At 65.0% G+C, this 23,979-nt stretch carries 25 protein-coding genes; 12 read left to right on the top strand and 13 right to left on the bottom strand.

From position 1 onward, the window contains the following. Positions 1-12: 12 nt before the first annotated feature. The 3 genes from leuE to AC0IZJ_RS00440 all read right to left on the bottom strand — a co-directional run bounded on the left by leuE (position 13) and on the right by AC0IZJ_RS00440 (position 2,558). Positions 13-654: a leucine efflux protein LeuE gene (gene leuE / locus AC0IZJ_RS00450; protein ID WP_471847117.1), complete on the bottom strand. Its 642-nt coding sequence runs from the start codon at positions 652-654 to the stop codon at positions 13-15. A 149-nt stretch (positions 655-803) separates the two neighbouring features. Then, positions 804-1,964, bottom strand: coding sequence for a glutamine-hydrolyzing carbamoyl-phosphate synthase small subunit (carA, locus tag AC0IZJ_RS00445; RefSeq protein ID WP_471845520.1), 1,161 nt, complete (start codon positions 1,962-1,964; stop codon positions 804-806). A 192-nt stretch (positions 1,965-2,156) separates the two neighbouring features. Beyond that, positions 2,157-2,558 carry a GlcG/HbpS family heme-binding protein gene (locus tag AC0IZJ_RS00440; protein WP_471847115.1) on the bottom strand — a complete coding sequence of 134 codons (402 nt, stop codon included), beginning with the start codon at positions 2,556-2,558 and terminating at the stop codon, positions 2,157-2,159. 91 nt (positions 2,559-2,649) lie between these two features. On the opposite strand from AC0IZJ_RS00440, the gene AC0IZJ_RS00435 reads away from it, so the two are divergent. Then, positions 2,650-3,342 carry a Bax inhibitor-1/YccA family protein gene (locus AC0IZJ_RS00435; RefSeq protein ID WP_471845518.1) on the top strand — a complete coding sequence of 231 codons (693 nt, stop codon included), beginning with the start codon at positions 2,650-2,652 and terminating at the stop codon, positions 3,340-3,342. A 62-nt stretch (positions 3,343-3,404) separates the two neighbouring features. Here the strand turns inward: AC0IZJ_RS00435 and AC0IZJ_RS00430 are convergent, their stop codons facing one another. The 6 genes from AC0IZJ_RS00430 to surE form a co-directional block, all read right to left on the bottom strand. Continuing rightward, the gene (locus AC0IZJ_RS00430; RefSeq protein ID WP_471845517.1) at positions 3,405-4,907 is read right to left on the bottom strand and encodes a glycoside hydrolase family 5 protein; all 1,503 of its coding nucleotides are present in this window, start codon (positions 4,905-4,907) and stop codon (positions 3,405-3,407) included. Positions 4,908-5,064: 157 nt separating this feature from the next. Then, positions 5,065-6,417, bottom strand: a complete 1,353-nt coding sequence (gene rlmD / locus AC0IZJ_RS00425; RefSeq protein WP_471845515.1) for a 23S rRNA (uracil(1939)-C(5))-methyltransferase RlmD — start codon at positions 6,415-6,417, stop codon at positions 5,065-5,067. 33 nt (positions 6,418-6,450) lie between these two features. Beyond that, entirely contained in the window at positions 6,451-7,479 is a 1,029-nt protein-coding gene (gene rpoS / locus AC0IZJ_RS00420; protein WP_471845513.1) for an RNA polymerase sigma factor RpoS, read from the bottom strand. Between the two features lie 44 nt (positions 7,480-7,523). Next, positions 7,524-8,417, bottom strand: a complete 894-nt coding sequence (locus AC0IZJ_RS00415) for a peptidoglycan DD-metalloendopeptidase family protein (protein WP_471845512.1) — start codon at positions 8,415-8,417, stop codon at positions 7,524-7,526. 59 nt (positions 8,418-8,476) lie between these two features. Then, positions 8,477-9,292 (bottom strand): protein-L-isoaspartate(D-aspartate) O-methyltransferase, encoded by an 816-nt coding sequence (locus tag AC0IZJ_RS00410; protein WP_471845510.1) that lies wholly within the window; start codon positions 9,290-9,292, stop codon positions 8,477-8,479. Between the two features lie 3 nt (positions 9,293-9,295). Further along, positions 9,296-10,039, bottom strand: a complete 744-nt coding sequence (gene surE / locus AC0IZJ_RS00405; protein WP_471845508.1) for a 5'/3'-nucleotidase SurE — start codon at positions 10,037-10,039, stop codon at positions 9,296-9,298. Positions 10,040-10,131: 92 nt separating this feature from the next. Here surE and AC0IZJ_RS00400 point away from each other — a divergent pair, with 92 nt between their 5' ends. Both AC0IZJ_RS00400 and AC0IZJ_RS00395 read left to right on the top strand, forming a co-directional pair. Next, entirely contained in the window at positions 10,132-11,109 is a 978-nt protein-coding gene (locus tag AC0IZJ_RS00400; RefSeq protein WP_471847113.1) for an NADPH:quinone oxidoreductase family protein, read from the top strand. A gap of 102 nt (positions 11,110-11,211) precedes the next feature. Next, entirely contained in the window at positions 11,212-11,958 is a 747-nt protein-coding gene (locus AC0IZJ_RS00395) for a LuxR C-terminal-related transcriptional regulator (protein ID WP_457426171.1), read from the top strand. Here the strand turns inward: AC0IZJ_RS00395 and AC0IZJ_RS00390 are convergent. Continuing rightward, complete coding sequence (locus tag AC0IZJ_RS00390) at positions 11,938-12,636, bottom strand: glutamine amidotransferase (RefSeq protein WP_471845506.1); 699 nt, start codon at positions 12,634-12,636, stop codon at positions 11,938-11,940. The genes AC0IZJ_RS00395 and AC0IZJ_RS00390 overlap by 21 nt on opposite strands. 31 nt (positions 12,637-12,667) lie before the next feature. Beyond that, the gene (locus tag AC0IZJ_RS00385) at positions 12,668-13,216 is read right to left on the bottom strand and encodes a carboxymuconolactone decarboxylase family protein (protein WP_471845504.1); all 549 of its coding nucleotides are present in this window, start codon (positions 13,214-13,216) and stop codon (positions 12,668-12,670) included. A gap of 99 nt (positions 13,217-13,315) precedes the next feature. Here AC0IZJ_RS00385 and AC0IZJ_RS00380 point away from each other — a divergent pair, with 99 nt between their 5' ends. The 9 genes from AC0IZJ_RS00380 (at position 13,316) to AC0IZJ_RS00340 (ending at position 21,233) form a co-directional block, all read left to right on the top strand. Further along, positions 13,316-14,170 carry a cupin domain-containing protein gene (locus AC0IZJ_RS00380; protein WP_471845502.1) on the top strand — a complete coding sequence of 285 codons (855 nt, stop codon included), beginning with the start codon at positions 13,316-13,318 and terminating at the stop codon, positions 14,168-14,170. Between the two features lie 10 nt (positions 14,171-14,180). Beyond that, positions 14,181-14,516, top strand: coding sequence for a hypothetical protein (locus AC0IZJ_RS00375; protein WP_471845500.1), 336 nt, complete (start codon positions 14,181-14,183; stop codon positions 14,514-14,516). A 70-nt stretch (positions 14,517-14,586) separates the two neighbouring features. Continuing rightward, the gene (locus tag AC0IZJ_RS00370; RefSeq protein ID WP_471845498.1) at positions 14,587-15,960 is read left to right on the top strand and encodes a TolC family protein; all 1,374 of its coding nucleotides are present in this window, start codon (positions 14,587-14,589) and stop codon (positions 15,958-15,960) included. Positions 15,961-15,976: 16 nt separating this feature from the next. Beyond that, positions 15,977-17,344 (top strand): multicopper oxidase family protein, encoded by a 1,368-nt coding sequence (locus AC0IZJ_RS00365; RefSeq protein ID WP_471845496.1) that lies wholly within the window; start codon positions 15,977-15,979, stop codon positions 17,342-17,344. 216 nt (positions 17,345-17,560) lie between these two features. After that, positions 17,561-18,796 (top strand): tyrosine-type recombinase/integrase, encoded by a 1,236-nt coding sequence (locus AC0IZJ_RS00360; RefSeq protein WP_471845494.1) that lies wholly within the window; start codon positions 17,561-17,563, stop codon positions 18,794-18,796. A 173-nt stretch (positions 18,797-18,969) separates the two neighbouring features. Further along, entirely contained in the window at positions 18,970-19,488 is a 519-nt protein-coding gene (locus AC0IZJ_RS00355; RefSeq protein WP_471845492.1) for a hypothetical protein, read from the top strand. Positions 19,489-19,561: 73 nt separating this feature from the next. Further along, on the top strand, positions 19,562-19,756 hold the full coding sequence (locus tag AC0IZJ_RS00350; protein WP_471845490.1) for a helix-turn-helix transcriptional regulator: 195 nt from the start codon (positions 19,562-19,564) through the stop codon (positions 19,754-19,756). Between the two features lie 110 nt (positions 19,757-19,866). Continuing rightward, positions 19,867-20,388: a hypothetical protein gene (locus tag AC0IZJ_RS00345; protein WP_471845488.1), complete on the top strand. Its 522-nt coding sequence runs from the start codon at positions 19,867-19,869 to the stop codon at positions 20,386-20,388. After that, on the top strand, positions 20,385-21,233 hold the full coding sequence (locus tag AC0IZJ_RS00340; RefSeq protein WP_471845486.1) for a hypothetical protein: 849 nt from the start codon (positions 20,385-20,387) through the stop codon (positions 21,231-21,233). Before AC0IZJ_RS00345 ends, AC0IZJ_RS00340 begins: the two co-directional genes overlap by 4 nt. Positions 21,234-21,799: 566 nt before the next feature. Here AC0IZJ_RS00340 and AC0IZJ_RS00335 read toward each other — a convergent pair. Together AC0IZJ_RS00335 and AC0IZJ_RS00330 are read right to left on the bottom strand one after the other, a co-directional pair. Continuing rightward, the gene (locus AC0IZJ_RS00335) at positions 21,800-22,567 is read right to left on the bottom strand and encodes a HEPN domain-containing protein (protein ID WP_471845484.1); all 768 of its coding nucleotides are present in this window, start codon (positions 22,565-22,567) and stop codon (positions 21,800-21,802) included. Beyond that, positions 22,568-23,779, bottom strand: a complete 1,212-nt coding sequence (locus AC0IZJ_RS00330; protein ID WP_471845482.1) for a GmrSD restriction endonuclease domain-containing protein — start codon at positions 23,777-23,779, stop codon at positions 22,568-22,570. Positions 23,780-23,979 lie beyond the last annotated feature (200 nt).

Below are 23,979 nucleotides of genomic sequence, written 5' to 3'. Positions count from 1 at the left end.
CTGCGGTTCTGCTTAAAGGGTGGCGGTCGCGAGCTTGGCCCCGAACCCAACGAATAGGACTCCGACGCCCGCATTCGCGGCGCCGGAGAGACGACGCCGCGCACGGAAGGCCGCCGCAAGGCGGGCGCCGGCAAAGATCAGCGTCGAGAGATAGAGGAAGCTCAACACCTGGATGATGGAACCCAGGATCAAAAAGGTCAGCGCCGGGTGCGGGTAGGCCGGGTCGACGAACTGGATGAAGAAGGACAGCAGGAAGGCGATGGCCTTGGGGTTCAGCAGGCTGACGACCAGGGCCTTTCTGAACGGCTGGCTCGCATCGACGACGCGCGGCGCCTCGTCGGCCTTGGCCTCACCCCGCCAGGTGCTGACCGCGCCGCGCAGCAACTGGATGCCGATCCAGCCCAGATAGACCGCGCCGACCATCTTCACCACGAAGAAGATCTGCGGGCTCGCCATCAGCAGCGACGCGCCGCCTGCGGCAGCCGCCGTCATCAGCAGCGTGTCACCGACGAAAACGCCACAGGCCGCGACGTAGCCGGCGCGCACGCCGCGCTGCGCCGCGACGGACAGCACATACAACGAGTTAGGCCCGGGCAGCAGGATGATGAAGATCGCTGCTGCCAGGTAGGTGCCGAGGTCGGTGATGCCGAACATGTCAGTTATCCATTCCAGGGTATTCCGGGCCGAGCGCTGGGCCGCTCCCGAGCCGGCCCGCTTGGCGATGTGCTCGCGGCTCAACGCCGTGGACATCGCCGTCCCCGCGGGGGACCGGCCAAGGTACGCCTTGGACGAGGGGCTTCATCTCAGGCCTTGTTCATCAACGACACGAAGTGATCGAACAGATAGGCGATGTCGTGCGGGCCGGGGCTGGCTTCCGGGTGGCCCTGGAAGCTGAAGGCCGGCTTGTCGGTGCGGGCGATGCCTTGCAGCGTGCCGTCGAACAGGCTGACGTGCGTGGCGCGCAGGTTGGCCGGCAGCGTGTCGGGGTCGACCGCGAAGCCGTGGTTCTGGCTGGTGATGCCGACGCGGCCGCTGTCCAGGTCCTTCACCGGATGATTGGCACCGTGGTGGCCGAACTTCATCTTGAAGGTCTTGGCACCAGAGGCCAGCGCCAGGATCTGGTGGCCCAGGCAGATGCCGAAGACCGGGATGCCGGACTCGATCAGCTGCGCGGTGGCCTTGATCGCGTAGTCGCAAGGCTCCGGGTCGCCGGGGCCGTTCGACAGGAAGACGCCGTCGGGTTCCAGGTCGAACACGGCGCTTGCGGGCGTCTGTGCGGGCACGACGGTGACCTTGCAGCCGCGTTCGGCCAGCATGCGCAGGATGTTGAGCTTGACGCCGTAGTCATAGGCGACGACGTGGAACTTGGGCGCCGTCTGCGTGCCGTAGCCGCTGCCGAGCTTCCACTCGGTTTGCGTCCAGACTTCGCTTTCGGTGCGGCTGACGACCTTGGCGAGATCGAGGCCCGCCATCGACGGCGCAGCTTTGGCCTGGGCCACGGCTTCTTCGATGTCCGCCTCCATCAAGGCCTGGCCAGCGGGCAGCGCAAGGATGCAGCCATTCTGTGCGCCCTTGCTGCGCAGAACGCGCGTCAGCCGGCGCGTGTCCAGGCCGGCGATGGCCACCGTGCCCTGCTCGCGCAGATAGGCGTCGAGCGTCTTGCCGGCGCGGAAGTTGGACGCACGGATCGGCAGGTCCTTGATGACGAGGCCGGCGGCGAAGACCTTGGCCGCTTCGACGTCTTCATCGGCAACGCCGTAGCTGCCGATGTGCGGATACGTCAGCGTGACGATCTGCTTGCAGTAGCTCGGGTCGGTCAGGATTTCCTGGTAGCCCGACATCGCGGTGTTGAACACGACTTCGCCGACCGTCTGACCGGTCGCGCCGATGGACTGGCCTCGGAACACCGTCCCATCCGCCAGAGCCAGAATTGCTTGAGGGGGATGGAGCAGGTCGGTCAGCACAAAGGGTCTCCGCAAGTGGGTCGCGTGCCCAGCAGCAACCCGTTTGAGGACGGGTCAACTTGTAGAAACCGCAGAGGTTTGGCGCCGGGCAGCGATGGGTTCAGGTAAACCCATCGAGTATAGCCGCCCCGGGTTAGTACGGAGGCTTCGTGACCGCTTGGCAGCGGCTTCGTGACGCCTCAAACTGCCGCATCAGAGTGCCGCAATACCCGCCTTGGCGATCTCCGCGTCTTCGCTGGACTTGACGCCACTGACGCCGACTGCGCCGACCACCTGCCCGTCGACGAGGATGGGCACGCCCCCCTCCAGCGTGCCGGCAAGGCCGGGCGCACTGAGGAACGACATGCGGCCGCCGTTGATCATGTCTTCGTAGACCTTGGACTCACGCCGGCCGAGCGCGGACGTGTGGGCTTTCGCGGGAGCGATCTGGGCCGAAATCGGCGCCGCGCCATCCAGGCGCTGCAACCACAGCAAGTGGCCGCCAGCGTCAACGATGGCGATGGAGACGGCCCAGCCCTTCTCGAGGGCATGAGCTTCGGCGGCAGCGGCCATCCGTTTGACGTCTGAGAATTCGAGTTGAGATTGCTGTTTCATCGTCTTGCTTTCCAAGGGACAGCCCCCAATGTAGCTGCGTGGCCCCGACCTAGAATCGGTGCGGTTTCCATTCGTTCCTCGGAGCATCTTCATGAACAACAGCCTGCAAAACGAATACGGCTATACTGGCACCGGTCTGGCTGCCGACCGTCAGCGCGTACTGCGCAACACCTACTGGCTGCTGGCCCTGTCCCTGGTGCCTACGGTCCTGGGCGCCTGGATCGGCGTCGCGACCGGCGTGCTCCAGGCGATGGGCCCCGGCATGAGCATGGTGGTCTTCTTCGTTGGCGCCTTCGGCCTGATGTTCCTGGTCGAGAAGACCAAGGACAGCGCGGCCGGCGTCGCCTCGCTGCTGGCCTTCACCTTTTTCATGGGGCTGATGCTGTCGCGCCTGGTTGGCCATGTGCTGGGCTACAAGAACGGCACGTCGCTCGTCATGACGGCCTTCGGCGGCACGGCGGCCATCTTCTTCACGATGGCCACGCTGGCCACCGTCATCAAGCGTGACCTGTCGTCCATGGGCAAGTTCCTGACCGTCGGCGCCGTCGTGTTGCTGGTCGCCTGCATCGCCAACTTCTTCCTTCAGTCGTCGGCACTGATGCTGACGATTCTGGTGCTGATGCTCGGCGTGTTCTCGGCCTTCATGCTGTACGACATCAAGCGCGTCATCGACGGCGGCGAGACCAACTACATCAGCGCGACGATGGCCATCTACCTGGATATCTACAACGTGTTCCAGAGCCTGTTGTCGCTGCTGGGCATCTTCGGCGGCGACCGCGACTGAGCGCTCTCCAGCCCAATGAAAAAGGCGGCCTCGGCCGCCTTTTTCATTGGTGAACCCGAGGACTACGGCGCCGGCTTGTAGTTCTTCAGCACATAAGGCGCGCTGAGCACGACGGGCTGGCCGATCTGACCCAGTTGCAGCGCCAGGTTGACCGTGCCGCCTGCAAAGCTCTCGGCCGCCACGCCGCCGATGGCCACAGCCTCCAGCTTGCTTGTCAAGTTGACAGAGCCCGAGATCACGGCCGTGTAGGGCGGCGCGCCGAGCTGCAGCAGCATCGGCACGACAGCCTGAGCCTTGGGGTCCTCGGTGTCCAGCCGCGCCCAGGCGATGACCTGAAGCTTGTCGCCCTTGGCGATGCTGCCCTGCAGCGGCGCCACCGCGCCGATATCCCAGACATTGGGCTTGGCGGATAGCAGCGCCACGCGCAGGCAGACCTTGCCGGTCGCCGCGCAGGGCACCTGCTGGCTGGACTGTCCGTCACCGTAGACGGACCAGGTGGTGACACGCGGCGTGTTGATCAGGTAATCCAGCGCCGGGTCGGTCGTGCGAGAGGCAGTTGCAGCAGGCGCAGCCGTTGCCTTCTCGGGCACCAGGGCACCGTGGATGGGCTTGACCCAGCCATCGGTCTTCATGTCCCAGAGGACGAAGTCAGAGTCGAACTGCCAGTAGGACCAGGCAAAGCCGCGCGCCTCGGCAGCACGGGCAACGGCGCTCGTCCAGGCCACGCGCTGCGCCATGCCGGCGCTTTCCAGCGCGCCAAACTCGCCCAGCAGGATGGGCCGCTTTTGCTTGTCCGCCCATACCTTGACCCGATCCAGGTCATTCTTCAGCTTCTCCTGGTCGGCCGCCGTGCCCCAAGTCACCCCGGACAGCTTCTGAAACTGCGGCGTCCACGACGCACCCTGGTGGGTGAACTCCATCGGCGTGTAGTAGTGGAAGGTGACGATGAGCCGCCGGTCGGCATCGGGCAGCCGCAGGCTGTCGAGTTGATCCAGCGAGTTCCATGACTTGGGACCGATGATGACGCGCCGCTTGGGGTTGGTCTCACGGATGATGGCCAGGTTCTCGGCCAGCATGTCGTTCCACACCGCATCGGCTGCCCCGTTGGGCTCGTTCAGGATCTCGAAGACCACCGCGTCGGACGCGCCCTGATAGCGGGCCGCAACCTGGCGCCAGAAGGCCTGCAGGCGCACGCGGCAGGACGGCAGGTCCGCTTCCTTGGCGCACTCGTTGAAGTTGTGCTCGTCAAGGATGACCTGCAGGCCCGCCTTCAAGCCGGCGTCGACCAGCACGTCCAATGTCTTGAACCACTGCGCCGACAGGCGGTTTTCCGCGTCCATGTGGGCGAAGGCCTGCAGGTTGAAACGCACATGGTCGAAGCCACCGTCACGGATGGCCTGCATATGACGTGGCTGGAACCGTGCCTTGGCCGGATCCGTCCAGACCGCGTCATAGCCGACGATGTTGACGCCGCGCTTGAGCCCCCCCAGCGCAGCCGCGCTGTCTCCCTGGATTTGAGACTGTGCCAAGCCGGACAGGCCCAGCGCCAGCGAGGCAAGACTCATCAGTCGAGCAACTTTGAAACGATTGAACATGGCTTGCCTGTCTCCGCGTCGATGGATTTATAGATAAACAAAACTAAACAGCGATGTTTATCTATTTTGTCCACTGCGCCGGATTCGGCACCCCGGACTTACGCGGAGACGGCAGCAGGCCGCTTGGTCAGCGCTCAAAGACAGCGATGGACTCGACGTGGGCCGTGTGCGGGAACATGTTCACCGCACTTGCCGCCGTACAGCGGTACCCAGCCACATTGACGAACAGGCCCGCGTCACGCGCCAACGTCGCTGGGTTGCAGCTGACGTAAACGATGCGCTTCGGCGGCGCCCAGCCCGGCGCCAGCGACGGGTCGAGCGCGATGTCCGCCACCGCCTTCGCGAGCGCGAAGGCGCCCTCGCGCGGCGGGTCGATGAGCCAGCGGTCAGCCGTGCCGTCCAGCGCCAGCAGTTCGGGCGTCATCTCGAACAGGTTGCGCGCGACAAAGCGGGTCTTGTGCGCCAGGCCGTTGGCCGCAGCGTTCTCGCGCGAGCGCTGCACGAGCGTCTCGCTGCCCTCGATGCCCAGCACCTCACGCGCCTTTGTCGCCAACGGCAGCGTGAAGTTGCCCAGGCCACAGAACCAGTCGATGACGCGGTCGCTGGGCTCGACCGCCAGCAAGCGCAGCGCGCGGCCGACCAGGGTCGCGTTGATGTGCGGGTTGACCTGGGTGAAATCGGTCGGCTTGAACGGCATCGTCACGCCGAACTCGGGCAGGCTGTAGGCCAGTTGCGGGCCGCCTTCGTCGAGCAGCTTGACCGTGTCCGGGCCCTTGGCCTGCAGCCACCACTGCACGCCGTGCTTCGCAGCGAACTCACGCAGCAGCGCGACGTCGCCGTCGGGCAGCGGGTTCAGGTGGCGCAGCACGAGCGCGATGACCTCGTCGCCCATCGCCAGCTCGATCTGCGGCAGGCGGTCGCGTTCGGCCATGCCGGCGATCAGCTCGCGCAGCGGCATCAGCAGGTCGCTGACGACCTTGGGCACGACCTTGCAGACCTGCATGTCGGCCACGTAGCGGCTCTTGCGCTCGTGGAAACCGATCAGCACCGTGCCCTTCTTTTGCACATAGCGCACCGAGAAGCGCGCGCGGTAGCGGTAGCCCCAGGTCGGGCCCTCGATGGGCCGCAGCAGCACCTCGGCCTTGACCTTGCCGAGATGCCAGAGCTGGTCTTCGACGACGCGTTGCTTGACCGCCACCTGGGCGCCCGCATGAAGATGCTGCATCTTGCAGCCGCCGCAGGCGCCCGCATGCAGGCCGAAATGCGGGCAGCCCGGCGTCACGCGCAGCGGGCTTTCCTTCTTCATCTCGGTGAGCTGGCCCTGCTCCCAGTTGTTCTTGCGGCGTGAGATCTGCGCCTTCACGATCTCGCCCGGCAAGGCGCCGTCAATGAAGACCACCTTGCCCTCGGCGTTGTGCGCCACGCCTTGTGCTTCAAGTTCGATGCTTTCGACCTTGAGCCATTCCGTCGTCTGATTCATGGGGCCGGATTATCCCGGCTGACCGCAAGGGCCCTAGAAGATCGAGTCCCGATCCACGCCGTGACGCATCATGTTGCGCTTCAACTTGGCCAGCGCTTCGATCTGGATCTGGCGGATGCGCTCGCGCGTCAGCTTCAGGCGGATGGCCAGCACGTCCAGCGTCTCGGGCTCGCGGTCCGACAGGCCGTAGCGCCCCGCAAGCACCTCGCGCTCGCGGTCATTCAGGCTGGCGAGGCCGTGCTGCAACAGCAGCTCCACCTCGTGCGACAGGCGCAGGCCCATGGGGTCGATGGCCTGGTCGTCGGCGACGAGGTCGAGCATGGACTCGCCGCCCTCGCCATTGCGGTCCACGGGCGAGTCCAGCGAACTCGGCAGTTCGGCGTAGGCCAGCAGCTCCGCCACTTCGTCCACCGGCCGGCCCAGCGCCTGAGCAATGTCATCGGCGCGCACGCGACCCTCAGAGCCATTGGCGCTTTGCAGTGCCTCCAACGCGCGGCGCGCCTTCAGCACCTGGTTGAGTTCACGCACGATGTGTACCGGCAGCCGCACGAGGCGGGCCTGGTGCATCAGCGCGCGCTCGATGCTCTGGCGAATCCACCAGCTCGAATAGGTCGAAAAGCGAAAGCCCCGCTCCGGCTCGAACTTGCCGATGGCATGCATCAGACCCAGGTTGCCTTCCTCGATGAGGTCGCTCATCGGCAGGCCACGGCCAAGATAGTTCTTGGCGATGCTGACGACCAGGCGCAGGTTGTGCTCGATCATGGCCTGGCGGGCATCGAAGTCCCCCGCGCGGGCGGCCACGGCCGTGTCGAACTCCTGCTGCGGCGTCAGCAGCGGCGTGCGGCGGATATCGCGGAGATAGGCCTGCAGCGCATTGCCCACCTCCACTTCATGGCCGTTGCCAGTGCCATTGCTGCGCAACGCCTGAATGTCTTCGTCGGGCGCATCGGCGGCGGGCTCGCCATCGACATCGGTAATGGCACCACCGTTCATGGCCAGCATGACACCGGGCTCGTGGGCCGCGCCGGAATTGCCGTTGGGCTTGGGCACAGCGTGTTTCATGGCGAGGTCGCTGGCCCGATGTGCTTGATCGCTAACCGGCTGACTCAGCGCGCCGGCAACAGCTTGGAAGGGTCGACAGGCTTGCCCAGTTTCCGCACTTCGAAGTGCAGCTTGACGGTGTCGCTCTCGGTGGAACCCATTTCGGCAATCCTCTGGCCCTTGCGTACGACTTGGTCCTGCTCGACGAGCATTGCCCGGTTGTGGGCATACGCGGTCAGGTAGGTGTTGTTGTGCTTGATGATGACCAAGTTGCCGTAGCCGCGCAAGCCCGAACCTGCGTAAACGACGCGACCATCTGCGACGGCCAGCACCGGGTCACCCGGCTTGCCTGCAAAGTCCAGGCCCTTGTTGCGCTGATCGTCAAAACCCGCGCTGACGGGCAGCGACACCGGCCAGGCCCAGGCCAGGTTGTCGTCGTCGGAGCCGGTAGCTTCCTTTGGCGGCTCCTTGGCTGCCGTGACAACAGGCGCCGATGCAGCGCTTGCCGAAGCGCCTGGCGGCTTGGCATCCAACGGCCGGGTCTCGACCTTGGCGGCGCTCGCGATGGGCTTGGCCGTCACGGTCGCCGGGTCGACACCCGGCGGCACGACCCGCAGCACCTGGCCGACCTCGATGCGGTTGGGGTTCTCCAGGCTGTTCCACTTGGCCACGTCGCGCCAGCTCTGGCCGTTGTCCAGCGCGATGCGGATCAGCGCATCGCCCGGCTTGACGGTGTAGTAGCCCGGCTTGCCGGCATTCTCGGCGCCAGGCAGTGGCTTGACTTCGGGCACAACGGGGGCTGACGCAGCGGGCGCGGGCGCGGACGCGGGCGCCGCAGGTTTGGGCGCCGCGGGGTTGCGGTCCTCCACTGGCGCCTGGTTCAGCGAAATGCTGCTGCAGGCACTGAGCAGCAGCGAGGTGGCGACGAGGGCAAGGAGGTGGCGCAGGCGTGAGGGCATCGTGTAGCTATGGCTTGGGGGCCGCCCGGATTGTGTGGCGCGGTACGCCAGCGGCCCCGTCAGACGACTCCAGATTTTAGGGGGACGAAGAGCACGGCCTCGTGCTCGCTGCGCAGCCAGCGGCTGACGCCACCTTCGACGACATGGTCCAGCACCACCAGCACCTGACCGCGACCGCGGGCCCCCGTGGGCGCAACAAGCCGTCCACCCGGCGCCAGTTGCCCGGTCCAGGCAGCCGGAATGTCCTCGCCGCCGGCGGCCGCGATGATGCTGTCGAACGGCCCGCTGGCCGAATGGCCGATGCGGCCGTCGCCCCAGATGAGGCGCGGCGACTTGGGCAGCACGACGCGCTCCAGGTTCAGCCTGGCCTTGTCGTGCAGGGCCTGCAGCCGCTCGATGGACGTGACCTGACGCGCCAGCATGGCGATGACGGCGGCCTGGTAGCCGCAGCCCGTGCCGATCTCCAGCACGCGGCCCAGCGAGCCGCGCTGCCGGGCACTTGCGCCCGACATCAGTAGGCCGAGCATGTGCGCCACGACCGAGGGCTTGGAGATGGTCTGGCCATGGCCGATGGGCAGGGCCGTGTCTTCATAGGCCTGGGCGGCCAGCGCGCTGTCGACGAATTCGTGGCGCGGTACCGCTGCCATGGCGGCCAGCACCTGCTCGTCGAAACGCCCTTCGGCGCGCAGCCGGCCCACCATGCGCTGGCGCACGGCGCCGCTGTCCAGCCCGGTGCCCGTAGTTTTGCCGTTTGGCCCCGCCAGGCGGGCCGCGTCACGCGTGGCCTGGTGCAGATGGCGCTGCGGCATCAGCAGCTCGCGCTGGGGCGCAGCAGCCGACTTCAGGCTAGCGGGGAAGCGCTTGGGCGTGGTCATCAATCAGAGTCCCAGGCGCTGCGCCCAGGTACCCAGGGACGAATGCTCGGTCAGGTCGACCTGCAACGGCGTGATCGACACGGCGCCGTTGGACGTGGCGTGGAAATCGGTGCCCTCGCCCGCTTCGCGCGCATCACCCGCCGGGCCGATCCAGTAGATCGTTTCGCCCCGCGGATTGATCTGCTCGATGATGCTTTCGCTTGAGTGACGGCGGCCCAGTCGCGTGATGCGGCGTGGCACCGTGTCGGCGTCGGGGCGGTTGGGGATGTTGACGTTCAGCAGGAAGGGCTGGCCGAGCCCGCCGGCGATGACCTGCTCGACGAGGCTGCGCGCCAGCCGAGCAGCGGCTTCCAGCTCGACCCAACCCTTCTCGGCTTGCGAGAACGCGATGGACGGGATGCCGAACAGATAGCCTTCCGTGGCCGCCGCGACCGTGCCGGAGTAAAGCGTGTCGTCGCCCATGTTGGCGCCATTGTTGATGCCCGACAACACCAGGTCGGGCCGGTAGCCCAGCAGGCCGCTCAGCGCCAGGTGCACGCCGTCCGACGGTGTGCCGCTGACGTAGCGGAAGCCGTTGGCGGCGCGGTAGACGTTCAGCGGGCGGTTCAGCGTCAGCGAGTTGGACGTGCCGCTCGCGTTCTGCTCGGGGGCGATGACCTCGATCTCGCCCAGGCCCTCACAAGCTTTGACCAGGGCCGCAAGGCCGGGAGCGAGGTAACCGTCGTCGTTGGAAATCAGGATGCGCATGGCGGCCAATTGTAGGGAGAGCGTCACCTGCGAGACCGGGTGTAACCCAGTGGATTCCTATCATGATCCATTCAATTCAAGAGGAGACGACGATGAAGGCATGGGTCTGTGAGAACCCGGTGGGCGTCGAGGCGCTGCGGTTTCAGGAACTGCCCCCGCCGGCGCTTGGCCCGGGCCAGATCCGTGTGCAGGTCAAGGCCGCCAGCCTGAACTTTCCTGACCTGCTCATCGTGCAGAACAAGTACCAGATGAAGCCACCCTTGCCTTTCGTGCCCGGCACCGAGTTCTCGGGCATCGTCAGCGAAGTGGGCGAAGGCGCAACAAGCTTCGCGGTGGGCCAGCGCGTCGCGGCTTTCGGTGGGCTGGGCGGATTCGCGACCGAAGTCTGCATCCCGGCCATGCTGGCCATGCCCCTGCCGGACGCCTTCAGCTTCGAGGACGCCGCCGCCTTCATCTGCACCTATGCCACCAGCCACCACGCGCTGATGGACCGCGGCGCGCTGCAGGCAGGCGAGACGGTGCTCATCCTTGGTGCGGCCGGCGGTGTTGGCACGGCGGCCATCCAGATCGCCAAGGCGGCCGGCGCGCGTGTCATCGCCGCAGCCGGCAGCGACGCCAAGTGCGAGGCCTGCAAAGCCCTTGGTGCCGACGCGACGATCAACTACACGACGCAGAACCTGCGTGACGAGTTGAAGGCGCTGACCGAAGGCAAGGGCCCGAACGTCATCTACGACCCGGTTGGTGGCGACCTGGCCGAGGCGGCCTTCCGCTCCATCGCCTGGCGTGGCCGCTACCTCGTCATCGGCTTTGCGCAGGGCGCCATTCCGGCGCTGCCGCTGAACCTCATGCTGCTCAAGGGCGCGTCTGTCGTGGGCGTTTTCTGGGGCGAATTTGCCAAGCGAGAGCCGGGCCGCAACGCCAGGATGCTGGGAGAACTCGCCGGCTGGTATGCCGCCGGCAAGATCAAGCCCGTGCTGGACCGCGTGCTGCCGCTGGAGCAACTGCCCGCCGCCTTCGCGCGCATGGCCGCTCGCGAGGTCGTGGGCAAGTTGGTTCTTACCAATGCATGAAGCCTGAAACGGGGGCTTGCCCCCCGCAGTCTCGTCCCGTTACCGCAGAGGCGGTGCGCTACATTCGTCGGTCGATTCGACAGCCACCGTGCCTCTCCCGCCATGACCGTCAAAGTCCTCATCATCGAAGACAACCCCGTCGCCCGCAGCTTCCTGTGCCGCGTGGTGCGCGAGAGCTTCAGCGATGCGATGGAGATCACCGAGGTCGGGGATCTCGAGAACGCGCGCCGCCAGGTTGCCAAGCTCACCAGCAGCGCGCCGGACAGTGGCTTCAAGCTCATCCTCGTCGACCTCGAACTGCCCGACGGCAACGGCATGGAGTTTCTGACCGAACTCACCGGCTCCCCATCGCTGAAGATCGTCACGACGCTCTACTCCGACGACGACCACCTCTTCCCAGCCCTGCAATGCGGCGCCGACGGCTATCTGCTGAAGGAAGACAGATTTGAAGTGCTGGTGGAAGAGCTGCAACGCATCGTGCGCGGCCAGCCGCCGCTGTCGCCGGCCATCGCGCGCCGCCTGCTGTCGCACTTCCGCCCGTCGACCTCCGGCGACAGCGGCACCATGCCGCTGAACTCGGGCTTCGGCTCGCTGTCGTCCTCGCATGCGCCCTTCAGCAACAGCCGCAACGTGGCACTCGATCCGCCGCCCGAGTGGGAACGCCTGACACCCCGCGAGAGCGAAGTGCTGACCTACCTGAGCAAGGGCTTCACGATCAAGGAGATCGCGAACCTGATGGGCATCAAGTGGTTCACGGTCAACGACCACATCAAGAGCATCTACAAAAAGCTCAACGTCTCCAGCCGCGCCGAAGCGGCGGTACTGGCGTCAAAGCAGGGCCTGGTCTAGCCAGCGCTGCATGAACCGATTCAAGGCCTCGGCAAGTCCGGGGCCTTGTTGTTTGGCGGCTTCGCGCAGGGTTTGCGGCGGTATGCCGGCGGCGGCGAGTTCATCACCGTGGCCGATCAGCCATTGTTCGATGCGCGTCGGGTCGACCTCGGGATGGAACTGCAAGGCCAGCGCCCGCTCATGCGGCGCGAACGCCTGATGCGCGCAGGCTGGTGTGGCCGCCAGAGGGGGCAGGCCCGCCGGCAGCGCGAACTGGTCGCCATGCCAGTGCAGCACGGGTTGGCTGCCCAGTTCGGCAAGCGCGGTGCCCTGCCCCGCCTCGCTCAACGTGAGCGGTGCAAAGCCGATTTCTTTGAGGCTCATGGGCCGCACGGCGGCGCCCAGTGCACGGGCCATCAGCTGCGCGCCCAGACAAATGCCCAGCAGCGGCCGGCCCGAGTCCAGCCTGCGCTGCACCAGCGCGACCTCGTCGGCGAGCCAGGGGTAGTTGGCATCGTCCTCGACACTGATTGGCCCACCCAGGGCGACGAGCAGGTCGACCGAGGCCAGATCGACGGCCGCGAAGTCGTCGACACCGGCGTCGTGATAGCGGACCTGGAAACCGCGCTCGCGCAGCAGCGGTGCCATGAGGCCCAGGTCTTCAAAGGCGAGGTGGCGCAGCGCGAGCACGGTCTTCATGGGCGACATCATCGCTACGCCACCTCGTCGATCAAGCCGCCGAACGCAGCCTCACACCGGGGAAGTCCACCGGCACGGCGAACGCGACATTGACGTAGTTGGTGAACAGGTTCAATGCGACATGGGCCAGGATCTCGACGATCTGACCGTCGTTGAAGCCGGCCGTGCGCAGGGCCGCGACATCGGCCTCGCCGACCTGTCCACGCTGCTCGACGAGCTTGAGCGCAAAGCGCAGGGCGGCGGCCGTCGCAGGGTCCGTCGACTCGCCGGCCTGGGCGGCGGTCATCTCAGCGGAAGAGGCACCCGCTTTGCGGCCCAGCGCCGTGTGGGCCGCAAGGCAGTACTCGCAGCCATTGCGGTCGCCCACGGCGACGGCGATCTGCTCGCCCAACCGGGCCGGGATGACGCCGCCGCCCAGCGCGCCGAAGAAGCCCCACATGGCCTGCAGCGCGGCCGGCGAGTTGGCGACGGCGCGGAACATGTTGGGCGTGGCACCGAAGGCGCCGTGCACGGCGTCCAGCAGCGGGCGGCTGGCGGCGGGGGTGTCGGTGGCGGAAACGAGAGGAACGCGGGAGGTCATGGGGAAGCCCTTGGGTGGCAGTGGAGGAAGGACTCCACTGTCGCGGCATATCAGGGACGATAGGTATCATTCCGTCCACCACTTCAACCTATCCATCCCGTGACCGACGCGCCGCCGCTGGATCGCCTCAGCCCGCTGTTCGAGCGCTTTCGCGTGCGCGCCAGCCTCTTCCACACCGGGCCTCTGTGTGGCCTGACGCATTTCGACGCCCAACCTGGCCGCGGCTTCCTGCATGTCATGCGCCATGGTGAGATGGAGGTGAGGCACGCTGCGGCGACCGGCCTCGTCGAGCGTCTGTGGGTGCGCGAGCCCAGCCTCGTCTTCTACCCACGGCCGCTCGCGCATGACTTCCACAACGCGCCGGCCGAGGGCTCGGACTTCGTCTGTGCAACGCTGGATTTCGAGCCTGGCCACCCGCTCGTCCAGGCGCTGCCGCCACTGATCGTGCTGCCGCTGCAGAGTTTGGGCGGCATCGCCGCTACGCTGACGCTGCTGTTCGGCGAATCCGAACGCGTGCGCTGCGGCCAGCGGCTGCTGGCGGACAGGCTTTTCGAAGTGCTGCTGCTGCAACTGCTGCGCTGGATGCTGGATCAGCGCGACGCTGCGCTACCGCTGGGTTTGCTGCGCGGCCTGGCAGACCCGCGACTGGCCCGCACGCTGACGGCCTTGCATGCGCGCCCGGGGGACGCATGGCCGCTGGCGGCGATGGCGCAAGAAGCCGGCATGTCGCGCAGCCGCTTTGCCGAGGCTTTCCGCGGCGCCATCGGCCAGACGCCCGCCGACTATCTGGCCGACTGGCGCGTGGCCATCGCCCGCAGTGAACTGCGCGCCGGCAAGCCACTGAAGGTGCTGGCCACCGAACTGGGCTATGCGAATGCGTCGGCGCTGAGTCGGCTGTTCGCGCAGAAGCACGCGGGGCTGTCGCCGCGCGCCTGGCTGAATCAGCCCAGTTAAAGTGCCGGCCATGCGTCGCCCCGGCCGCTTCCTCATCCTGTGCCTGCTGCTCGCGCTGCTGCCCCTGCGCAGCCTGCTCGCGGCCGGCCAGTTGAGTTGCGAACCGCCGCCGGTGACGCAGGAGCAGCATGCCGGCCACGAGCATCACGTCGACCAGGGTGAGCCGCACGACCATGCCGCCAAACCGTGCAAGCTCTGCGCGCCCTGCTGCTTGGCTGCGGCGCCGCCGCCGGTGCTGGCGCTGAGTGCGGCCACGATGGCGCCTGCCGAGCGCGCGGCTGTAGCGCCCGCCAAGGCCTGGGCCAGCGTGGTGCCGCCGCTGCCCGACCCGCCTCCCCGGGCCTGAGCCTCTCTCCTCGCTGCCCCGTCGTTCGATAGAGCGGCGGGTTTTCGCCCTGCCCCGAGAGGCTTGTTGTATGCCCCATGTCCCCTTCAATGCGGCACTGCCGCTGTTGCTCGCGCTGACCCTCGCCGGTTGCGCGACCGTCGACCCCGGCGCCCCGCTGGCCGACGTCAACCGGCTGACCGAGCCGCACACCCGCCAACCATTGGCTGACCAACCCCTGCTGCCCGAGACCGTCGCCGCCGGCCTCCGCGAGCCGCTGTCCGCCGACGCCGCCGTGCACTTCGCGTTGCAGAACAACCGCGCACTACAGGCCCGGCTTGCCCGCCTGGGCGTGACGGCCGCCGAGGTGGCCGAGGCCGGACGCCTGCCCAACCCGGGCTTCCGTTTCAGCCGCCTCACGCGCGGCAGCGAAGTGGAGCTGGAGCGCGGCTGGCATGTCGACCTCGCCCGGCTGCTGACGCTGCCCCTTGTGCGCGCCGCCGAGCAGCGCCGCCTGCAGGCCGCACAGCAGCAGGCGGCCGGCGACGTGCTGACCCTTGCCGCCGACACACGCCGCGCCTGGGTACGCGCCGTGTCGACCGAGGAGACGCTGCGCTATCGCCAGCAGGTCATGGAAGCGGCCGAGGCCGGCGCCGAGCTGGCCAGGCGCATGCAGGCGGCCGGCAACTTCAATGCGCTGGCTCGGGCACGCGAACAGGGCTTCGAGGCCGAAGCACGGCTGTCGCTCGGGCGGGCCGAACAGCAGCGCCTTGTTGCTCGCGAACGCCTCATGCGCCTGCTCGGCCTGGAGGACGGCACCCCGCTGCACCTGCCCGAGCGCCTGCCTGAAGTGCCGACTGCCCCGCGCGAGCCGGGCGACCTCGAAGCGCTGGCATTGTCACAACGCCTGGACGTGCAGGCCGCCCGCCTGACGCTGGAGCAGGCCGCCCGCCAGACCGACCTGGCACGCACGACGCGCTTCGTCTCCATGCTGGAACTCGGCGCGGTGCGCAACTCCTCCAACGAGGCGCCGACGCAGCGCGGCTGGGAGGTGGCGCTGGAGCTGCCGCTGTTCGGCCCAGGCCCGCTGCCCCGCGCCGAAGCGCTGGCCCGCCAGGCCGCGCACGAGGCGGCCGACACGGCCATCCGTGCGCGCTCCGAGGTGCGCGAGGCTCACGGCCTCTACCGCAGCGCCTTCGACATCGCCCGTCTGCACCGCGACGAGCTGATGCCGCTGGCCAAGCGCATCGCCGACGAGCAGCTGCTGCGCTACAACGGCATGCTGATCGGCGTTTTCGAAATGCTGGCCGACGCGCGCGCGCAGATCGCCGCCGTCAGCGCCGCGCAGGAGGCACTGCGCGACTTCTGGCTCGCGCAGGCTGACCTGGACCAGGCTCTCGTCGGCCCCGTCACGCTCTCCCCGCCCCAGGCCGCTGCCGCCTCGCCCACCGCAGCCGCCCACTGAATCCCGAGGACCGACCATGTTCAACCGACGCTCCCTGCTCGCGGGTTCGACCCTCGCAACGCTCGCCACCGTCTCCAAGGCCGCGATGGCCGCCCTGCCCGAGCCCGTCATCCAGACTTCGCCCGACACGCAGGCCCCGCTCCTGCCGCCCACCGGCCGACCCTACAACCCCGTCGTGACGCTGAACGGCTGGACGGCGCCCTGGCGCATGAACGCGGGCGTCAAGGAGTTCCACCTCGTTGCCGAACCCGTCGTGCGCGAGATGGCGCCTGGCTTCACGGCACGCCTGTGGGGCTACAACGGCCAGAGCCCCGGGCCGACCATCGAGGTCGTCGAAGGCGATCGCGTGCGCATCTACGTCACCAACCGCCTGCCCGAGGCCACCAGCATGCACTGGCACGGCCAGCGCCTGCCCAACGGCATGGACGGCGTGACCGGCCTGACGCAGCCGCCCATCCCGCCGGGCAAGACGTGGGTCTACGAGTTCGTCGCCCGCCGCCCCGGCACCTTCATGTACCACCCGCACGCCGACGAGATGGTGCAGATGGCCATGGGCATGATGGGCCTGTGGATCACGCATCCCAAGGCCCGGCATCCGCACATCGCCGACGTGGACCGCGACTACGCCTTCCTGCTCAACGCCTACGACATCGAACCCGGCAGCGCCGTGCCCAAGGTCATGACGATGCTGGACTTCAACCTTTGGAGCTGGAACAGCCGCGTCTTCCCCGGCATCGCGCCGCTCGTCGCGCGCCAGGGCGACCGTGTGCGCATCCGCATCGGCAACCTGACAATGACCAACCATCCGATCCACATTCACGGCCACGAGTTCGAGGTCACCGGCACCGACGGCGGCCCGGTGCCCAGGACCGCACGCTGGCCCGAGGTGACGACCGACATCGCCGTGGGCCAGATGCGCCAGATCGAGTTCATCGCCGACGAAGAAGGCGACTGGGCCTTCCACTGCCACAAGGCCCACCACACGATGAACGCGATGGGCCACGATGTGCCGACCATGCTGGGCGTGGATGTCAGCGACCTGGAGGGCAAGATCCGCAAGCTCGTGCCCGGCTACATGGCCATGGGCCAGAACGGCATGCACGAGATGACGGAGATGAGCATGCCGTTGCCCGAGAACACCGCGCCGATGATGGCCGGCGAAGGGCCGTTCGGCCCGGTGGCGATGGGCGGCATGTTCAGCATGCTGAAGGTGAGGCGCGGACTGAAGCACGGGGATTACAGCGACCCGGGTTGGTTCGTGCACCCGGCCGGCACAGTGGCGCGCGAGGTGGGCGATGCGCCGCCGGCGCCGGTAGCACCGGGGTCGCCACCCGCCAAGGCCGACGTGCAGGTCCGCAAGCCGCACGGCCATCACGGCCACTGACGGACGAACAAAGAAAAAGCCCGCCGGGGTTGCCGGCGGGCTTGGTCTTGGAGGAGAGGGGGTCATCCGGAATCGAACTGCAGAGAACTCCAAGCGTCACCAACTGACGGATAGGTCATAGGAGAGCGGCAGAAAAGCGTCACCACCGACCACCAAGCAAACTCACCCAAGCGCACCTATGATGATGGGCAGGATGATGGGTAGATTGGAGACGCAATGCCCAAACGCGTAAAAGAGCTGTCCGCCCTCGAAGTTGGGCGTCTGAAAGTCGACGGCATGCACCTCGTCGGCGGTATCCCTGGCCTGTACTTGCAGGTTACCGGCCCTGCCCGGTCCTGGATCTTGCGTATGACAGTCGGAGCCAAAAGGCGCGACATGGGCTTAGGCAGCTTTCCTGCCGTAACCCTTGCTGCAGCCCGCGAGAAGGCCCGGGAAGCTCGCGAGCAGGTCGCTGGAGGGGTAGACCCCATCAGGGCACGGCTGGAAGCCCAGAGCCAGCTGAGGGCAAAGCAGGTCACAGCGGTGACATTCGCAGGGGCCGCGCGGTCCTTCCTTGATGCGAAGTCAGACGAGTGGAAGAGCGCCAAACACCGCCAACAGTGGGAAAACAGCTTGGAGAACTACGCCATGCCGGTGATTGGGCAGATGCTGGTCGCCGATGTAAAGCAAGAGCATGTTCTCGCCATACTGGAACCGATCTGGAAGACCAAGACAGAGACCGCGTCGCGGGTCAGGGGCCGGCTTGAGCAGGTGCTCGACTGGGCTACCGTTCGCGGTCTGCGTGCCGGAGAGAACCCCGCCCAGTGGCGAGGTCGCCTTGACCACCTTTTGGCGAAGCCGTCCAAGATTGCCAAGGTAGAGCACTTTGCGGCCCTCGAATGCGATCAGATGCACGCCTTCATGATCGATCTACGCGGCCGCCACGGCAACGGCGCTCGCGCCCTGGAACTGTTGGTGTTGACGGCGGTGCGGTCGGGCGAGGTGCGGGGGGCGAAGTGGTCAGAAATCGACTTGGACGCGGCGCAGTGGGTGATACCGGCGGAGCGCATGAAGGCGAAAGTTGAGCACCGGGTACCGCTTTCGAAATCCGCGCTAGCGCTACTGAGGCAGCAACCGCGCGAGGAAGAAAGCGACCTCGTATTCCCAGGAACTCAGGGCAAGCCGCTCAGCGATATGACCCTGACCAACATCATGCGGCGCATGAGCTTGGACGCCGTACCACACGGCTTTAGATCGACCTTCCGCGACTGGGTTAGCGAGCGCACCAGCTTCCCGTCTGACGTAGCCGAAATGGCTTTGGCTCACACCATCGCAAACAAGACCGAAGCCGCGTACCGGCGTGGTGACCTGTTCGCAAAGCGCGCGCAGATGATGCAAGCATGGGCGGACTTTTGCGAGCGAAACCCTGAGGAAATCGCACAGGTGCTTCGTTTTAACGGGGCCGCCGCATGACGAGACGGCGAGCGCCCAATGCCCTTCTGCCGGCCCTTCAGGGGAACCTAAGCCAATACGAAATCGACCATGCACGCGCTGTTGTGGCTGCAAATCTCGCCAAGCAGCCAGATGCCGCGATTCGATCCGAGCTTCAACAGTTGGTCGCGCATCCAGGTGGCAACAGACAGGGTTTGATCGACCTCGCCAACTTGGTCAGGCAATCTGAAGCGCTCAACCCAGCCGGCAAAACCAAGCTCGGCAAAGCTGAGCGTGAGCGGGCGCTGTTGGCACATCCGATGGCCGGCGAGCTTCTTGTGTTCATGGTCGAGTCGCTATGCCGTCTGTCCTCATCCTGCGGCGATCCTCCCAACACGACAGCGGGCCTGACAGCCGCCGAACTTGGTCGCGAACTCGCAAGCGCCTTCAAAGCGAGCGGAAGGCCCGGAGGACGGCTGGTTCAGGAGAGGGAGAAACGACAACTGCAGCGCTGCTTTTGCGACTCGTTCCTGAGGCACATCGGCGGGCCAGTGATCGGAAAATCCTGTTCACCTAGAGCGTTTGAACGTGCGCGGAAAGCCGCGCTGAACGACGTATACGAGCAGCGCAACGGCCAGTCTGCCCCAGCGGGTACGGCGCACCACGGTGACGTGATCGCCAAGCTAGGTGCGGCATATCAGGTGCTGATCGAGGACTACCGGCCGCAGAGTTAACTTCGCGCCCGAGTTCAGCGAAGCGTTCCGTCAGAGCATCCGTTTGTGTTCAACAAACCTCAGACGGCAACATATGACCCCTGAAGCAGATTCCATACTGAGACGCCGTCACCTGCGTGGAGAGACCGGCCTTAGCCTGACCACGGTTGACCGCCTCAGGCTACGTGGCGAATTCCCGCCGCCCATCAGGCTGTCTGCTCACGCCATCGGCTGGCGTCGCTCTGCCGTGATGGCATGGCTTGCCAGCCGCGAACAGCTCCCAAGCTAGGCACCTACAACTCTGCCCCACGGGCCAGTTTCATTCCCAGATCGAACTACCGCGCGGATGCGCGTAAGGGCGGAGCCTTGCCCCGCTCAACATCAGCCAAGGAACTTTCTATGCACGCTCACCAACTGAATCGCGATGACTTCGCTGCCGTCATGCTCGAAGCGACCATTCTGCACACACACACCGGCGCTGGCGGCCACAAGACACACACCGCGACCTATCGCAGCCGCGATGTCTTCATGGTCCCGCACGCCGTCGATTCCGGCGGCACCGTGATTGAAAAGGTCCAGCTCGGGGAGGTCGGCGCGCACGAGATGACGCTAGACGCGCTCAAGCATGGACTCATCGACCCGCCGGAAGCAAAGCCGGGCAAGGTCCACCGTGCAACTCAAAATCTGAGGTATGTCGATCCGTCGACCTTCACCCAACAGGACTTGAATCTCTTCAACCGCTTGCACATCGTGGAGGCAGACACTTGGGCGGAAGAACTGATGCGCACGCGGATTCTTCAGACTGAGCAGCCCGCCGGGCACAGCATCGTTCACTTCGGCATTCGTGACGATGGCGAGTTGATAGTCTTGGTGCAGGCAGATGACCTGTTCCTGGTTCTCTTGCCCAACGCAGCGGCATGAAGGAACTCCGCCCAATCGAAGTCGTCAACCCGGTCCAAAGCCTTCGGGACTGGCGGGGCCAGATGACGCCGGCTCGGCGGGCTGAATCGGAAGCGGCGCAAGCCGCTTTTTCTTTGCTTAGCGTCGCCCGCTTGCGGGAGGTGAATGACCGCCTGATCTGGCAACCGCTCCCGCCCAATTTTCCCGAGACCATCGTCCAGCTGTGGCTGACGAATCAAGAGCTGACCCGGCGGGGTGTCGGGCCGCGCTGGCGCAATCTGCCGACCTACGTCGCGCCGGAAGCCGCACCCACCGTCCCCGACTTCGTCTTGCCGCCCAACTCTCCCAGGCCGATCAGCCACGCCTGCAGGAAACGTGCACTGCTACGCTGGATCGATCTGGACTGGCTGTCCAAGACGCTGGGCGCAACGCACGTCCCAGAGCGCGCGCACTGGCGCGACATCTTCCGCTGGGGCCTGGACGAGCGGACCGCCGAGAAGATCGCCAACTCGTCGCTGAAACCCTCGCACATCTCTGCGGGCCTGGACATCCCCGCGCCGCATTGCTACTCCCTCACTGGGCTGCTTACCCAGGACAGTGCGAAGCGCATCCGGACGATCCGCGAGAAGCGCGTTGCGAAGGCCCGCAGTGCCTTTGCGGACCGGCGCGGGCTGGGGGATGCCCTCTTGGCCGAGCGCTTGGCGTGGGTAGAGGCCATTGAGTTGGCCGAGGGCAGCCCCACCGAGTCCGCCCTCATCCATGGCTGGATGACGGGCGACCCGGTCACCAAGCAGTCGGCCGCCGAAAAGCGCAATAAGTTCGCTCAGCAACTCGGTTTTCAGACCGCTACGTGGCGCCCAAAGTGAGCGATTTCGGTCCTAGGAGCGACACCCCTCCCCACCCTCCGGGTGGGGTGTAGCTTCTCAATCGCTCATAGGCCGCAAACACCGATGAACACTGAGCGAAGTCGATTCGGCCTACCTGACGCCCCCTACCTGACGTGCGTAGCTGACAACCGTCAGGTACCTCAGCGTCCCGAGACCACCTGACCCGGGTCAGGTAAGTCAGCTCTGCAGACAAATCCCAAAGAGCGCATACGGATTGGTATGGGTAGGCCAAGCGTTAGCAGACCATCATTCGCTAAACGCGCCAACCGCCGGCCTGAACAAGCCGAATCTCCTACCCATACAACCCAGGGTGAAGGGCAAGGGCGATGACCATGAGCTTGCGAGGCAATGCCTAACCCTGTCACCCTTAGAAAAATCACTCAAATGCTTAAGGGCATCGTTTTGTAGTGGGCGCCCACGAATGCCGGTGCTTATAGATGGAACCCCGAAGAACCACCCTATAAGATTCACTCTCTTAAACCGTACGCGGACACCGTAGCGATAGTGCAATCTCCCAAAGAAATCTAAGCTCTTACAGACCCTGGTCAATCATCCTCGTTTAGTGGCACTTCTTTGCGCCGCATTTCATAGACCATCCTGATCCAGATATTCAATATTCTTACGCGCCACGGGATGATAAAACCGGTACCAAAAGAGTTCTTTTCGTCTTCAACCCACTGGTCGAAACTCTCAAACGAGGTGATCATAGAGAGGCTCGGCAAAGCTGGGTCATTCCAGACCAAGCGCTCACACCTTGTCCATTCATCCTGTGGATTAACAGCGAGATGACTTCCTCGCTGGCTAGTGCGAGACATATGCGCGAACGCTCCCCGTGATGAACAGAAGGCGTCTAGATCGTTCAGCCAAGTGTTGTCGATGATCGCCGGATCGAGTCCCAACGGAATGGCCATTGCTGCAATATGCTTATCCCTGACACCGTTATTTCCATTCAGCGTTCTTACGCTATTCGCATACGCCTCTCCGAACCGCGTAGAAAGCCGTCTTGGCGTCTTATTCTTGCTTGCGTTAAGTGTCGAGCCGCCCTTCATAGAACCTATGTCACCGAAGGCAAGCAGTGCCATCGAAGTGCGACTAAATTTTCCTGATGCAGCGGCAGCCAGTGCAATTCCCGCGAGATCCCGAAGAGCTTCCTCGACGTAATACTCTAATTCAGCATGCGCCAAGGTCACGAACGCACGCGCCATCTCTTGATGCTCGAAACTTGGCACTGCCGCGTTCAAGGCGCCGTCGAGATAGATCCGCTTAAGCTCGCGCACCGAGTCATCAAGCGCGACGAAATGTCCGCTAGGCATCTATGGCATTCGCGGCATCTGCACCGGCGCCTTAATCGTTTCCTCCAAGAGGCGCTGAAATCTCGTATACCTAGCCCTGATGGCGGCTATTGACTTGGTCGTGCCAGACACAGCGGCGCCGAATTCAGTATCGACGACCGAAAGTGTGATGAACGCATTCCGAAAATTCAACCTCCCCTCTTCGACAGCCTTTCTTACCTCCGGATCAAAGGCCGCAGCAATTTGAACATCGAGCACCGCGCGGTTTACTGGCGTTTCGAATCCATCCACATCGAAACGACGGCCCACTTCGCGAGGACCCTCAAACACCCGAATTAAAAATGCAAGGGCATCTTCTATCTTCTCTGCCAGCGCCTCAACGCCTTTTTTCTCGCGCTCCCATGACGCATTGAAATACTTTTGAGTTTCATCCAAGAACGGCTTCAAATTCCCGTTATACCCGGGCAGCCTAGTCGAAAATGCAATTAGGCGAAGCAACAGATCAACATCGCGCATGCGAAAATCTGGCCCTGTCAAACCGAGAATCTGCTGTAGTCCGCTACTGCTACCAGACCACTCCGCCAAAAATTCGGTGAATTTTCCAGGCTTCATGGCCTGCCGCAATTCCTGCGGAGACAAGCGCGCACTGCCTGTATTCAATCTAATGAAAACTTCGTAAAGGTAATCATCATCAGGCCAATTTCTTAGCAATGCGCTGCGGATCGTGTGATTGTCGAATTGCGTGCGCAACTGACCCAGCCCGGGGGAAGTGAGCATGTCCTTATAGGTTTTGCCGTTCAACTCCGGGATCACCTTAAGTCCGGAGAGTTTCAAAGGCGTAGACCTGGCGGATTCCTCCCAAAGTCGGTGATCTGCAGCGAACTCACCCGCAAACTGCGCGAGAGTCAAAAGTCTTTGCTTGCCGTCCAAGACAATATACGTTCCGCGCTGTTCTTTGCGCTCCGCCAATACAATTTGAGGAATAGGAAGCTGAAGCGCCACTGACTCAATGAAGCGCGCCTTCGCCCGCAAACTCCAGGCGTCTCGCCGCTGAAAGTTGGGGGATAGGTCTATGTTGCCTTGCTCAATCTGCTGCAGCAGAGTCCGCACAGTCCAGTCCGTTCCATAGAGAACGGCGTCGCGAAATCGGTCAGGACTAGGAGCAACGTCCAAGTCATCCTCTTGGTCGTCTGCAAAGTTCACTAACGCATCGTCGTCGTGCACTGGTTCCATGTCGTTCGCCCTATGGTGGCGACGCATCATAGGGTCGGCAACAACGTGTCTGTCAGCCACTTCCGGCGCTAAACGCCGGCGCCCGCAGGTCTAGCGACTCCCAGGCGTGTCGTGTACGGCACACCACTCAAGCGCATCGCGCGATGATGGGCAGGATGATGGGTAGAACGGAAAAACGGGCCGCTAGGGCCCGTTTCTAC

The sequence above is a fragment of the Roseateles sp. AC306 genome (genome assembly GCF_979253795.1).
This window is presented reverse-complemented; position numbering and strand designations above follow the sequence as displayed.